The following is a 13,623-nucleotide window of genomic DNA, read 5'->3' on the forward strand; positions in this document are numbered from 1 at the left end:
TTACGATGCGTCAGGTCGCCTGCGCAGTTGGAGGCCTGCCAGGAGCCTGTCGGTGTCCGACAGGTCACCGACGATCTTGCGGACGGGCTCGGGCGCCTTACGGACCAGGGTGGGTACTGCCACGATCTGATCGTCGGCGGCCCGTCGGGGGTTTTCCAGCAGATCGACGATCTCGACCTCGTACCGGCCGGCCAAGTGGGCCTCGCAGGCGCGCCGCAGATTTTCGATCGCGCCGAGACACTTCGGCGAGCGACCGGTGACATAGAGGCGCAATTGCCAGATTTCTGCGTCAGCGCCAGGTTCATTGGTGCGCGGATGAGCCATTGTCGCATCATTCGACAGTCTTGGCCGGATCAGCCCAGCGCCACGTGGCGAGGACCGATCGGTCCGCGTCGGCGTCGGCCACCTCGTTCTTCTCGTGCACCTCGAGTCGTTCCAACTCGGCCCGACCGGCGGTCAGCTCTTCTTCGAGCAGACGGAGCTGGGCTTCGTTCTCGGCGATGCAGCGCTGCAGCTGACGCCGCTGACGTGCAGACTCCTCGGCCCGCTGCTGGGCGGCGACCCGCTGCTCTGCCTCCCGCACGATCCGGGCAGAGCCGGTCAGTATGCCTGCTGCGCCGACGTACACGTCGACAAGATCGACGCCGTGGTCGGTGAGGACGAACTCCCGCACCTGATTGGAATGCGAACTGCCCCGCGACTTCAGAACAGACAGCAGGCGGTTGCGCTCGCCGTTGGATTCGACGTTACGTAGCTGCAGCCAGGTGTCCACCAGCGATGACACGCTGACGGTGCTCGTCTCCTCACCGCCGGCCAGCGTCGTCGCCAACGTGGTAACCCCGCTGCTCTTCAACAGATAGATCTCGCGGGCAACCATCGACGTCACCTCGGAGGTGGACGCACCGTGCAGAAGACCGGCCAGCCCGTCGAGGACCGCGACTGATGGCCCGACGTCCTCGAGCAGCTCCGCGAAGATCGCCAGGTGCGCCTCCAGCCCGTACGCGCTCGGACGGGCCGCCCAGACGCGCAGTAGGCCCGAATCGACCCACCGGCTCAGGTCGAGACCGACCGACCGCATGTTGCGGACGTACTGGTCAGGTGATTCTTCGAACAAGACGAGTAGCGCTCGTTCTCCACGGGCGCAGGCCGCGTCGACGAGGTGTGCTCCCAGCGTGGTCTTGCCGGTGCCTGCCCCACCGCTGACCAGCAACGTCGATCCCCGGAACGGACCGCCGCCGAGCATGTGATCGAGGCGCGGCACCCCCGTGGACACGCGCTCCTCCGAGACGCTGTAATCCAGACGAACCGACGTGCTGGGCACCACCGTGAAGCCGCGGTCCGAGATCAGGAAGGGGTATTCGTTGGTCTCATGGGCTGACCCGCGGTACTTGACGACGCGGAGGATGCGTGTGGCAACCTCCTCGCGCACCCGCTGGTCGAGCACGATGACGCAGTCCGAGACGTACTCCTCGATACCGTGGCGAGTGAGCCCGTCGTGGCACTCGCCGGTCACGATCGCGGTCACCGATCGTTCCTCGAGCCAATTGAAGAGGCGACGCAATTCAGCACGCACGATCGACTGTTCGGCGAAGGCTCCGAAGAGCACTTCGATGGTGTCGAGCACGACGCGTTTGGCCCCGATCCGGTCGATCGAGTGGGCCAACAGGATGAACAGCGGCTCCAGATCGAACTCGCCTGCCTCGCCGAATTCCGCAGGGTCCACGCGAAAGGCGTCGGCGATGAGCAGTTGTTCACGCTGCAGTCCCTCGATGTCGAAGCCCAAAGACGCGACGTTGGCGCTGACCTTTTTCGCGGATTCTTCGAAGGTGAGCAGAACGCCGGGTTCGGCGTATTCTCGGGCACCGGCGACAAGGAACTGCAGGGCCAGCAGTGTCTTGCCGGTCCCGGTTCCGCCGGTGACAAGGGTTGTTCTGCCCCGCGGGAGACCGCCGCGGGTGATCTGGTCGAGCCCTCGGATTCCGGTGGGTGTCTTTGGCAACCCAACGCCGGCAGCGACTTCCGCAGTAGCCGCGGCGTGTGGTGCTGTCACTGCCGACTCCCATTCGCAGTCGTGAGGGCGCCGCCATCGTATGCAAGCACAGTTGGTCCCGACGATGGTCCAAAGGCACCATTGTCAGGGCCCTTCGGATCCAGAGTCCTGGTCCCGCTTCCTGGTCACCCAGGCGATAGTCCGTCTTCGCGCGCCGGATACCGCTTGCCGCTACACCGTCGCGTGCAGGTTCCTCGCAGTCGGTGAGGTCGCCACCCCGGCCGGGTCGGGGCAGGTACCCAGTACCCGGTCGGCTGTGCCGGAGCTGGTGACGGTAAACCAGTAGTGCTCGTTCTTGTAGTGGTGCTGTCGGTGATTGCGCCAAACCGCGCGATAGGCAACGGTTTTAGGCTTGTAGTCGGTGTGGACGAGGTAGTGACACCACTCGTAGCACAGGCCCAGCACGGCCAGGAAGGCCAGGAACGTCAGGCCCAGTGCCGTCCGGGGGAACACCAGCAAGGCTGCCCCCAGGGCGACGGGCAGCACCCAGAGCAACGCTTGCCAGGGAATGAAAACCAGCCCGATGTCTCTCGGATCAGTGTGGTGTTCCCGGTGTTTACGTGCCAGCAGAGGATCGACGCGCAGCGCGCCGATCCGCCGTGGTCGCCAATGCAGGATGCAGACGTGCACCAGCCACTCGAAGAACGGGAAAGCCGCGAGCATGATCAGCGGCACCAGCGCGTCGGTGATCTGCCAGTCGCCGACGGCGACGCGCGCACCCAACGCGCCGACCAGAGTCGCCGTGATCATCCAAGGTGAGGGATGGCGCCAGAACGCGCGTCCGGCATCGAAGAGGGTGAATCGTTGCCGGGCGGAACGAGCCGCGGTCGTGGTCATCAGCTTTCCTCCAACTTGTGCAGCGCTTCCAACAGCGCAGTCGTCGCGGGTTCGAGCAGACGGTGGGCGCATTCGCGTGCTGCGGCGGGGTTGCCGTCGCGTACCGCATCGGCGAGCGCACGATAATCGTCCACACGTCCGACTTCGGCGGCCATCATCGTGGCCAGAGCGGGCAGCGCGGGCTCGTAGGTGGCCCGCAAGGTGTTGAACATCAGCCGGAACGCGATGGAGTCCGCGCCATCGACGATGCGGTCCCAGAAGTCCAGCGCATACCGTTGCACAGCAACGGGATCGGTTTCGTTCGCCAGGGTTTGCACAGCGACGTTCAGCTCGCCGGACAGTGCGGCGCCCCCGCGCTGCGCGGCGAGTTCGGCCACCTTGGGCCCGTTGTGCAGCCTGGTCTCCAGGATGCTGCGGACGACGACGAGGTCAAGTTCGCCATCTCGGAGCAACAGCCGGGGGAGCAGGTCGAGCCCTGCGGTGCGGCGGAAGTCGCGCACCGTGGTGGCGTCGCCCTGACGCACTTCGATCAACCCGGCTGCTGCCAACCGCTTGAGCGCCTCCCGGACCGCGGGCCGCGAGACACCCAGCACCTCGGCAAGTTGCCGCTCGCTCGGGAGGGTCTGGCCGGGCCGCATCTCGCCGTTGAGCACGTCGGTGATGATCTGGTCGAAAACGTCCTCGGGTACCGAACGTCGGCTCACCGGTCGAAGTGCCATGCACCCAGGATGGCCCACACCCGCACAGAGGTCAAGTGGTCAGACCAGTGCAACTCAGCTGTCCAGTACCTCGTCGACCCGTTTCTCGATGTCGGCGCGCGCGCCGACGGTTGCCAGGTCGAGGTTGAAGTGTTCGACGAGGGTCTGGACAACCTCGTCGGCGGTACGCAGGCGAGTGCGCTCAGTGCCGGCACGGGTATGCACCGTGAGGTTTCGGCCCCGCATGTTCCAGCGTGCATCGTCGGTGACCAGTGACGCAGTAAGTCCGACGACGAACACCGATTGCGGGTGCGTGGAGACGTACCAACTGCCCACTTCGAGATCGATACGAGGCTGCGGACGGTCGGTGAAGAGGTAGAGCCGTTCCCAGCGATCGCGGATCAACGCTTCCAACACGAAACCCCCGTCCTGTCGCCGAATGCGGTACGGCTCATGGCGCGTGGGCTGCTCGACGTCGACCTCGAACCGAATCGGTGAGGACAGTGTCTGGCCACCGAAACCGACGTCGACGAGGAACCGACCGCCCACACCGGGGATGGCCACCGAGAGGAATTGATGAGTCTGAGCGGGCAGGTTGTCGTCCGCACTCATCCAGACCACGCGGCCGGCGAGCCGATCCACCTCGAATCCAATCGTCTCCAGCACGTAGCCCAGCAGCCCGTTGTGCTCGTAGCAGTATCCGCCGCGGCGCCGGTAGACCAGTTTGTCGGTCAACGCCGGTGCGCCGAGATCGGCGACGGGCACGCCGAGCAAGGGATCGAGATTCTCGAACGGGATGGACCGGTTGTGTGCGGCGACCAGCCCTTGCAATGTCTCGAGGGTGGCCCCGGCACCACCTCGATACCCGATTCGACGCAAATACGCGGGAACATCGACAGGAGCATTCATGACCCGATCGTGCAACCTGAACGGCTGTTGAGGTCAACGGGTGGGGAGACTGGGCGATGACAGTCGAGACCGACTGCGGGTGCGGATCGCGCCCATGGTGTGCCGCGCACGTCCGGTCAGTCGCGTTTCGTCTCGTAGCGCAGCAGGACCGTGCCGCATGGGAAGGTGCGATTTTCCAACAATCGCAGTGAGATCCACGACGGCAAGGTCGGAAAGAACGGAGTTCCGCCGCCCACGGCGGTCGGCGCGACGACGATTCGGTATTCGTCGACCAATCCGGCCTGCACAATAGGCGCAGCCAGCGTCGCGCCGGCCACCTCCAGCCTGCCGTCGGTCTCGGCTTTGAGCTTCCTCACCACTTCGATGGGGTCGCCACGTTCCAGGCGTGAGTTCCAGTCGACGGACTGCAAGGTCTGCGAAAAGACGACCTTGGGCATGTCGCGCCAGATGCGGGCGAAGTCAACGATCAGTGGGGTGGCATCCGGGTCCTCGTCGGCGGTCGGCCAGTAGGCGGCCATCAATTCGTAGAGCCGCCGTCCATAGAACGCCAGAGCGGTCTCCCGCTCGAAGTCGTTCCAGTACTGGTGCAGCTCCTCGCTCGGATCGGACCAGTCGATGTTGCCTCGAGTGTCGGCGATGTACCCGTCGACCGACACGTTGAAGCCATAGATGAGTCTGCCCATACCGATCAGACTGCGCCGACGAGTCGAACTCATCGCGATGCAGCCGGAGCCGCGGGTCCGGCCGTCACTCGTCTTCCTCGTCGCGACGTCGCGCCGCCTCGATCACCTCGGGCGGAGCCGGCTTCTGCAACCAGGCCCGCATCCGTACCAGTCCGCCAACAATCGTGCCGATGGCGAGCACTGCAATGACGATCCAGAGCGCAGTGGACATGGATCGATTGTCCGCCTGCCGGTCAGCTTTTGGGTCGAAAGTGGTACACCGCCGGGTGCAGCTTCAATCGGACTCGTCGACGTAGCAAACCCACCCGCGAAACGTCAGGGCGGTGTAGAACTCGGTGATGTTGGTGAAGCCGGCGTCCCGCAGGATGGCTTGGTCCTCATCGGGGGTCAGGATGTGCAGGTGCTCATCGATGGCCAAACGTGCAGCTTCCGCATCCTCGCGGGCAACACCGGAGGCGACGGCGAACTCGACATAGCGCGACAACCAGTGTGACCGGTCCTCGAGGTTCTGGTGGGGAAACCCAAAATGGGCGACGACAAAGGGCGCGCCCGGCTTGAGCCGGCGTCGAACCTCGGCCACAGTGCGGCTGCGTTCGCCAGGGTCGAGAAACTGCAGAGTCAGTATGCTGGCGGCAGCATCGAACGGGCCCGATGGCGCGTCATCGATAAGCCCGCACGTCAGACGCGCGCGATCGGCCAATGGTCCAAGTGTGTGTTCGGCCAACTCAAGCATGTCGGCCGATGGGTCTACACCGTCGAAGGACCAACCAGGGTTGGCTTCGGCGAACGCCTTGATCTCCAGTCCGCCCCCAGCGCCGAGCACAAGCACCTGCGCGTCGTGGGGAGCATGCTCCGCGATCAGAACCGCGGCCATACGATGCATCGCGTGATAACCCGGTACGCGACGTGGCTGCTGCCCTTCGTACGCCGACAGGAACTCGCGGTCTGAGAATTGGGTCGACATGCGCTAATCGTCCAAGACGAGCTATACCTTGACAACATCTCCTTGCTGAAACGGCAACTGGCGAACAGCATGTCAAATCAGAACGATCTCCGCGTCACATCACGGGTGGCGGTACTACCGGCCCGCGAATTTCAGGCTCGGTCGAACCTCGCGATATCTGTTGGTCCACATGGCCGAAACGTGGGATATGACCGCTTCCGCTACACCGGTTTGGTCATGGTCACCCGTTGTCCCGCCATGTGAGCACCTCCTTGAGAGACGTCAGGTCGTAGCCGTCGTCGGAGGTGAGTTCGGTCTGGAACAACGTGACGCCCGCCTCGCGAAAGGCATCCGCGCTGCGGGCGTTCTGCCAGAGCGTCGAACGTTCGATGTCGCCGCCGTGGCGACCGAACGTCGCCGCCAAGTCGTCGACGCGGTCACTGGACCTGCGGAACGCGTCGAGGTCTTGGAACGCATGCCAGATGTCGGCGTGGCGGGCAACGGCGGGCAGCGAGCGCTTGGGCCCCGTGCCGCCGATCAGGATCGGTAGCTTGCGCACGGGCGGAGGGTTCAATGCAGCCAGCCTGTTCTCGATGCGGATCAGGCTCTCGTCGAATAGGTCGAAACGGGAGCCGAAGGTGCCGAATTCGTAACCGTAAGTGGTGTAATCCTTTTCATACCAGCCCGCGCCGAGGCCGAGAACAAGCCGACCGCCGCTGATGTGGTCGACGGTGCGCGCCATATCAGCGAGCAGATCCGGGTTGCGGTAACCGACGCCCGTGACGAGGAGCCCAATGTCAGCGTGTGACGTGATCTCGCCCCACGACGCGAGCGCAGTCCAACCCTCAAAGTTGGAGACATCAGGCTGCTCGTCCGCCAGGATCGGCTTGCCGTCGATGATGGCTTCCATTGCCGGGCGGTGAAAGTGGTCGTAGCCGAAGATGACGTCGACGCCGAGGTCGTCGGCGGCCAAGACAGCCTCGCGCCACGAGCGGTAGTCAGGCGCGCCGCCCGGCTGGATCTGCACGGCGACACGAATGGGAAGGGTCATGGATGCTCCTGAGTCGGGGAAGAGACGACTCTTGAGCCAAGTTCACCGGCACGCCGTTTATTCCGATGCGGTGAGCGATTGTCCGGTCTCAGTGCGGATAGGCGGAAGCTCCACCGTTTCACCCGCCACATCGATCGCGATCTTGCCGCGCAGCGCATACGACCGCCGGTCCTCGAGGAGTTCATGGGCCTCGGCCATTCGAGCCAGCGGCAGTGTCGCGCCGACGACCGCCTTGACGAGACCGCGCTCGACCAGCGTGGTGAGCGCGTCCAGTTTCCCTCGGTTCTGTCGCGTGAAGACGAAGTGATAGGCGGCATTCCGACCCCACGCCTCGATGAGGTTCTGCGGCTGCGCGATGTCGACGATGCTGACGACGCGTCCAAGGTCGGCGAGCGCCAACGGGCTTCTGGTGAGCGTGTCGCCGCCGATCGTGTCGAAGACGACATCGACGCCCTTGCCGCGCGTGATCTCAGCTACGGCATCGACGTAGTCCGTCGACGCGTAGTCGATTGCAGCATCCGCGCCAAGCGAACGCACGAACTCATGGTCCCCGGCCCTCGCGGTGGTGATCACTCGCGCGCCCATCGCTTTCGCGATCTGGATCGCGATCGTGCCGACACCGCCGGTACCGCCGTGGATGAGAATCGTCTCCCCGACGGTGAGCTGGGCTCGTGTCACCAGGGACTCCCACACCGTTCCGCCGACGAGAGTCAGGCTCGCTGCCTCCAGGTGTGTAAGGTTCTCGGGCTTGCGGCCGACGAGGTCGACGTCGGCGACGTGTTGCTCGGCGTAGGAGCCGGGGCCACCGAAGATCCGTGGCGTGTAGTACACCGCATCGCCGGCGCTGAACTCGGTCACGTGGGATCCGACGGCTTCGATCACTCCGGAGATGTCGTGCCCGATGATCGCCGGGAGCGGCACATCATCCGGGTAATCTCCGCGACGGATCTGATAGTCGAGCGGGTTGACCGCGGTCGCATGGACGCGCACCCGGACCTGACGGGGTCCGACCTCCGGGATGGGAACATCGCGCAGCTCGAAAGCGTCGACGCCTCCGAATCGGTCGAGCGCAACGGCCTTCATCATGTCGGTCATGTGTCCACTCAACGATATGGCGCACCTCCGCATTCCAGGATGGCCCGCGCCGCGCGCTCTGCGATCAGCATGACCGGCGCGTTGGTGTTCCCCGATGTGATGGTGGGCATCGCCGAAGCATCAGCCACTCGAAGGCCTGCGACGCCGAACACGCGGCAGTCGGTGTCGAGCACGGTGCCGATCGACTGTGGCAGACCGCGGGTGTCAAAGGCGCCCATCGCGCAGGTGCCCACCGGATGGAAGATGGTGGTACCCAGTTCACGGGCAGCCATGCGCAGGTCGTCGTCGCTCACCCGTTGCGGGCCGGGAAGCAACTCTTCCGGGCGGTAGCGGGCCAGGGCGGGCGCAGCCATGATCTGTCGGGTCATCCGCAGGCCACGCACGGCGATTTCACGATCGGCTTCGGTGGACAGGTAATTGCAGAGGATCTTTGGGTGGGTCAGCGGATCTGCGTGGGTCATCCGCACGTGCCCGCGCGAGGTGGGGCGCAGATTGCAGACCGAGGGAGTGATGGCCGCGAAGGGGTGAAGAGGTTCGCCGAACTTCGGCAACGACAAGGGCTGCACGTGCCATTCCAGATCGGGGCTGGCCAGCGCAGGGTCACTCTTGGCGAAGGCCCCCAACGTGGATGGCGGCATGGTCAGGGGACCCGATCGCAACATCAGGTACTGAAATCCCATGCCTGCCCGGGTGATCCAATTGCGATACAGCGTGTTGACGGTTCGTGCTCCCCGGACGCGGTAGACGGTCCGAAGTTGGAGATGGTCCTGAAGGTTCTCGCCGACTCCAGGTAGGTCGACGGCGACCGGCACCTGATGGTGGGTGAGCAGTCTGGCCGGCCCCAGACCCGAGACCTGCATCAGGTGTGGCGAGCCGATGGCTCCGGCGCTCAGGATCACTTCCCGACGGGCTCCAACGTCGAGGATCTGGCCGTCTTTGAGTAGCCGCAGGCCGGTGACGCGGTGCTGCGCGGTGGTCCAGGCACCGCGACGCTGATACTCGCTGACCTGATGGTCCATCAGAAGCTGTAGTGCCTGGGATTGCGTGTAGACGGTGAGATTGGGGCGGTGGGTGACAGGGTGCAGGAAAGCGTCAGCCATCGACCAGCGCCGGCCACGCCGCTGATTGACATGAAAATATGCACAGCCGGAGTTGTCCCCCCGGTTGAACTCTTCGATCGGCGCAATGCCCAATTCGGCAGCGGCAGCCTGCCAAGCGTCCAGGATCCTCCAGCGCACCCGCGGGCGTTCGACTCGGATCTCGCCAGCGGCGCCGTGCCAGTCGTCGGCCCCGCCGAAGTAGTCTTCCAGCTCCTTGTAGATCGTCAACGTCTCGCCCGGACGGTCGGAGCCGCCCCAAAGCCACCGCTCGTCACCGGTAGCTTGCGCCCAAAGTTCGTAATCGCTGGCCTGGCCGCGCATGTGGATCATGGCGTTGATCGACGAGCAGCCGCCGATCACGCGGCCCCGCGAGTAGATGATGCTGCGACCGGCCAGACCTGGATCGGCCTCGGTGGTAAAGCACCAGTCGGTGCGGGGGTTGGCAATGGTGTACAGGTAGCCCACCGGCACCTTGATCCAGAACCAGTTGTCCTGGCCGCCGGCCTCAACCAGGAGCACACGATGATCAGGGTTGGCGCTGAGCCGATTGGCGAGCAGGCAGCCCGCGCTTCCCGCCCCGACGATGATGAAGTCGAATTCGGCCACAGGGCTCATTCCCGGCACCGTTCCTCCTCTTGCCGTCGGTTGGTGTCCTAGTCTGCGCGACGACGCCCGGGGAGAAGAACCGTTCGGGCGCGGCTGAGCTCAGGACAAGTGGGGTGCAGGCAGGGGTAGCGGGCTCGCGCCTTGCGGGCGTAGCCCGTCGAAGATGATCGTCAGGTAGCGCCGCCACAAGTCGGGTGGCGGATCAGTGAGACCGTCCATCACATGGACCGGTGCGCACATCAGCAGGAAGACATCGGTCCCGGTGACATCGGGGCGGATCGCGCCCGCGGCGCGGGCGTTGGCCACCAGCCTCTCGACGCCAGCGTGCACCTCATCACGGATCGCTACCACCCTGGAGTCGCTCGCACTATACGTCTGCAGGTAAGTCAAGTCGTGTTGGCGACGCTGGTCGGCGGCGATAGTCAGAAACTCCAGCAGCGCCGCACCGGGGTCACGGGCATCCGCCAACCGGCGCAGGGCGTCGGTGAGGGTGACCAGATGCTCGCAGACGAGGGACGCGATCAGATCCTCTTTGGAGGCGAAGTGGCGGAACACCGTGCCCTTGGCCACTCCCGCACGACGGGCGATATCCGCGACCGAGGCCTCGACCCCGCGCTCGGCGAACACCTCCTCGGCCGCGGCCAGTAGCGACTCGCGGTTGCGCGCGGCGTCAGCACGCAGGGCACGAGGGGTTGACGTCACCCTCGCACACTACCAAGTTGACCGCACGGTCATCTTCTGCTTAGGGTAGCGGAGTCAAGCTGACCGATCGGTCAGCTTTTGCCGCTGGTCCGGAATTCCATGGAGGACAGATGAAATTAGCAGGGGCCACGGCGTTGGTCACCGGCTCCAATCGGGGTATCGGCACGCATTTTGCCACCGAGCTCCTGCGTCGCGGGGCCAAGGTGTACGCCACGGCGCGACGACCCGAACTCGTCGACATCCCAGGGGCCGAGGTGCTGCGCTTGGACATCCTCGACCCGGACTCGGCACGGGGCGCCGCCGAGATTGCTGATGACGTCGACATCCTGATCAACAACGCCGCCGACACTGCCGGTGGCAGCCTGGTGACCGGCGAGTTGGAGGACGTCAGGCGGGTGATGGAGTCCAACTACTTCGGCACACTGAACGTCATTCGGGCATTTGCGCCGGTCCTCGCACGCAACGGCGGTGGCGCTATCGTCAACGTGTTGTCGGCAGCCGCGTGGCTCACGGTGGACGGCAACACCGCCTACGCAGCGGCCAAGTCAGCCGAGTGGGGGCTCACCAATGGTGTACGTCTTGAATTGGCCAGCCAGGGAACACATGTCGTCGGCCTCATGCCGGGGCTCGTCGGCACCCAGACGCTGTTCGACTTCGCTCGCAAGGCGGGGATCGAGTTTCCCGAGGGCGCGGTTACCGAGCCGGCCGCTCTCGTCGAACTGGCCCTCGACGGGCTCGAGGCGGGCAATACCGAGATCGTCGATGCGATCGGGCTCCGGGCCAAGGCCACGCTCGCCGGGCCACCGCAGGTCTTCACCATCTGAAACGCCGCGACGTCACAGCGCGTCGTACACCGCAGCGATGAGCCGATAGGCACGGCGATCGCCGGCCAGCCAGTCACGACGCAAGTTGGGCACAAAAGCGAAAGCGACCTTGCGCTCGAGGTCAGCCAGTCCCACCGAGCCACCGGCCCCGGGGTGGCCGAATGCCGCTTGTTGCGCCGGCTCGGGCACCACGAAGTTCTGCGACGGCAGCATGTAGCCCAGCGCGAATGCGCTTTCCAGCCGCAGCACGCGGTCGCGGCCGCGTACGCGTTGGGTGATCGCTTCCCGCAGATGACCCGGGGCGATCAAGGTGCCGCCGATCAGGTCGTCGTAAAACCTGGCCAGGTCACGAGCGGTGGTGACCAGGCCGGCAGCGGGCCAGCCGGCCGCCAGAACGTCTGGATCATTATAGGAAGCAACGGGATTCGACGCTGACCGAAGGAACAACGATTCTGGATCGTTGAACGCGGCCACCATCTCCGCGACTGTGTCGTCCGGTATCGGCGGTGCATTCTCTGCGCTCCAGACACGCTGCTCGGGCGGAGGCGAACTGACCCGAGCAGCCTCACGCATTGTCGCACCGGAGACGCCGATGAGCAGCCGGTCGCCCAAGTGGCGCCGGGTGAACTCGCCGACGGTCATACCGGTGTGGCGGCGCACGAATTCGCCCACCAGCCATCCGAAAGTCAAAGCGTGATAGCCATGTTCGGTTCTCGGCCGCCAGAGCGGGCGTTGGTGCGCGAGCAGATCAGCCATCGCTGCGGGATCCGCGGCTTGTGCCACCGAAACCGGGCGCTCCAAGACGGGCAAGCCGGCCTGATGGGCCAGCAGATCACTCAGTGTGATCTCGTGTTTGTCGTGTTGTGCGAATTCCGGCCACCACGCGCTCACCGGTTCGTCGGCGCCGTAGCCGCGTTGCTGGGCGACCATGAGGGCCGCGGTCGCTGTCACACCCTTGGTGCAGGAGAAGGTCGGACAAGCCGTGTCGCGCGTCCACGGACGCCCGGTCCGCCTGTCCGCGATGCCTCCCCACAGATCCACCACCGGACGACCGTCGACGAACACCGCCACTGCCGCACCGAGGTCGTCGCCGTCGGCAAGAGCGGCTTCAAAGACGGCCTGCACTTCGGCGAACGCGGGGTCGGCATGCCCCGCCACTGAACTGGACATGCCGAATTAGAACACGTTCTAGTATTGGCCGAGTGCGAATTCTGTACTCCACACGCTTTCCGAAAAATGACTCGCGCCTTGCAGGACGGCGCACTTCGAGACCGGGCGTGAGACGTCTCGAACGCCCAGATTCGGCACAGTGCGGTTCAGTCGCGCGTAGTTTCTGACGCCCGGAGGCCGGCTTGGTAGCGACCAGGCGTCTGTCCGATCACTGCGGTGAACGCCTCGATGAAGCTGGTGGGGTTCGACCATCCGCAGGCGATCGAGGTATCGGTGACCGACTGTCCGTCGGCGAGGTGAGCGAGGGCACGGTGGACGCGCAGCATCGTGCGCCACCGATGGAAGCTCATCCCGAGCTCGCGGTCAAAGAGTCGAGTGAGCGTCCGTTCGCCCGCGCCCACGGCGCGGCCAAACTCGGCCAGTGTCGTCACTTGTGCCGGGTCGTGGTGCAGCAGCTCGGTAACCGCCCGTAAACGGTCGTCACGTGGTTCAGGCAGGTGCAGAGACTGCTCGGGTGTCTCGACGAGTTCATCGATGAGCACGGTGCGCAACCGCGCGTAGACCTCGGGTCGTGTGTCGCGCCGGTCGGTCAACGCCAGAATGGCCTCGCGCAATAGCGGACCGACCGCACACACGCTGGGCCGGCGGGGGAGCCGCGGGCACAGCTCCACGGGGATGACCACGATGCGCACGTCGGTATCGCCGAGGCAGCGGTGGGCGTGCTGGAAGCCCGGCGGCGTCCAGGTCGCCCGATTCGCTGGTGCGACCCAGGTTCCGTGTGAGGTAGTGGTCGCCAATGCGCCGCTGGCGCAATACACCAGCTGACCTTCGGCGTGGCGGTGAGCTGCAATACGAAAACCAGCACGGGCACGACCGGTGATGTGCGGGGCTCCGGCCGGATAGGTCGGCACCGGTACGTCCGACTGGCGGGTTTGCGGCATAGCGAGTCACGTTA

15 protein-coding genes are annotated in these 13,623 nt (G+C 65.1%); 1 reads left to right on the forward strand and 14 read right to left on the reverse strand.

Annotated elements, in window-relative coordinates; translation table 11 throughout:
* From KXD98_RS14510 to KXD98_RS14565, 12 genes are all read right to left on the reverse strand, one after another.
* Entirely contained in the window at window positions 1-324 is a 324-nt protein-coding gene (locus tag KXD98_RS14510) for a circadian clock KaiB family protein (RefSeq protein WP_260759093.1), read from the reverse strand.
* Between the two features lie 7 nt (window positions 325-331).
* Window positions 332-2,050 (reverse strand): circadian clock protein KaiC, encoded by a 1,719-nt coding sequence (gene kaiC / locus KXD98_RS14515; RefSeq protein WP_260759094.1) that lies wholly within the window; start codon window positions 2,048-2,050, stop codon window positions 332-334.
* A 171-nt stretch (window positions 2,051-2,221) separates the two neighbouring features.
* Window positions 2,222-2,887: a sterol desaturase family protein gene (locus KXD98_RS14520; protein WP_260759095.1), complete on the reverse strand. Its 666-nt coding sequence runs from the start codon at window positions 2,885-2,887 to the stop codon at window positions 2,222-2,224.
* Window positions 2,887-3,606, reverse strand: coding sequence for a FadR/GntR family transcriptional regulator (locus tag KXD98_RS14525; RefSeq protein WP_260759096.1), 720 nt, complete (start codon window positions 3,604-3,606; stop codon window positions 2,887-2,889). Before KXD98_RS14525 ends, KXD98_RS14520 begins: the two co-directional genes overlap by 1 nt.
* 54 nt (window positions 3,607-3,660) lie before the next feature.
* Complete coding sequence (locus tag KXD98_RS14530; RefSeq protein WP_260759097.1) at window positions 3,661-4,494, reverse strand: arylamine N-acetyltransferase; 834 nt, start codon at window positions 4,492-4,494, stop codon at window positions 3,661-3,663.
* A gap of 116 nt (window positions 4,495-4,610) precedes the next feature.
* The gene (locus KXD98_RS14535; RefSeq protein ID WP_260759098.1) at window positions 4,611-5,177 is read right to left on the reverse strand and encodes a dihydrofolate reductase family protein; all 567 of its coding nucleotides are present in this window, start codon (window positions 5,175-5,177) and stop codon (window positions 4,611-4,613) included.
* Window positions 5,178-5,241: 64 nt separating this feature from the next.
* On the reverse strand, window positions 5,242-5,388 hold the full coding sequence (locus KXD98_RS14540) for a hypothetical protein (protein ID WP_260759099.1): 147 nt from the start codon (window positions 5,386-5,388) through the stop codon (window positions 5,242-5,244).
* 63 nt (window positions 5,389-5,451) lie between these two features.
* Window positions 5,452-6,141, reverse strand: a complete 690-nt coding sequence (locus KXD98_RS14545; RefSeq protein WP_260759100.1) for a class I SAM-dependent methyltransferase — start codon at window positions 6,139-6,141, stop codon at window positions 5,452-5,454.
* 220 nt (window positions 6,142-6,361) lie between these two features.
* Complete coding sequence (locus KXD98_RS14550; RefSeq protein WP_260759101.1) at window positions 6,362-7,171, reverse strand: LLM class F420-dependent oxidoreductase; 810 nt, start codon at window positions 7,169-7,171, stop codon at window positions 6,362-6,364.
* Window positions 7,172-7,228: 57 nt separating this feature from the next.
* The gene (locus tag KXD98_RS14555; RefSeq protein WP_260759102.1) at window positions 7,229-8,266 is read right to left on the reverse strand and encodes a zinc-dependent alcohol dehydrogenase family protein; all 1,038 of its coding nucleotides are present in this window, start codon (window positions 8,264-8,266) and stop codon (window positions 7,229-7,231) included.
* A gap of 8 nt (window positions 8,267-8,274) precedes the next feature.
* Window positions 8,275-9,981 (reverse strand): GMC family oxidoreductase, encoded by a 1,707-nt coding sequence (locus KXD98_RS14560; RefSeq protein ID WP_260759103.1) that lies wholly within the window; start codon window positions 9,979-9,981, stop codon window positions 8,275-8,277.
* Window positions 9,982-10,071: 90 nt separating this feature from the next.
* Complete coding sequence (locus KXD98_RS14565) at window positions 10,072-10,674, reverse strand: TetR/AcrR family transcriptional regulator (protein ID WP_260759104.1); 603 nt, start codon at window positions 10,672-10,674, stop codon at window positions 10,072-10,074.
* A gap of 110 nt (window positions 10,675-10,784) precedes the next feature.
* On the opposite strand from KXD98_RS14565, the gene KXD98_RS14570 reads away from it, so the two are divergent.
* Window positions 10,785-11,498: an SDR family NAD(P)-dependent oxidoreductase gene (locus KXD98_RS14570; RefSeq protein WP_260759105.1), complete on the forward strand. Its 714-nt coding sequence runs from the start codon at window positions 10,785-10,787 to the stop codon at window positions 11,496-11,498.
* Between the two features lie 12 nt (window positions 11,499-11,510).
* Here KXD98_RS14570 and KXD98_RS14575 read toward each other — a convergent pair whose 3' ends face one another.
* Both KXD98_RS14575 and KXD98_RS14580 read right to left on the reverse strand, forming a co-directional pair.
* Window positions 11,511-12,668, reverse strand: coding sequence for a serine hydrolase domain-containing protein (locus KXD98_RS14575; RefSeq protein WP_260759106.1), 1,158 nt, complete (start codon window positions 12,666-12,668; stop codon window positions 11,511-11,513).
* Window positions 12,669-12,814: 146 nt separating this feature from the next.
* Entirely contained in the window at window positions 12,815-13,609 is a 795-nt protein-coding gene (locus KXD98_RS14580; protein ID WP_260759107.1) for a helix-turn-helix domain-containing protein, read from the reverse strand.
* Window positions 13,610-13,623 lie beyond the last annotated feature (14 nt).

Source organism: Mycobacterium sp. SMC-4, assembly GCF_025263265.1.
Taxonomy (GTDB): Bacteria; Actinomycetota; Actinomycetes; order Mycobacteriales; family Mycobacteriaceae; genus Mycobacterium.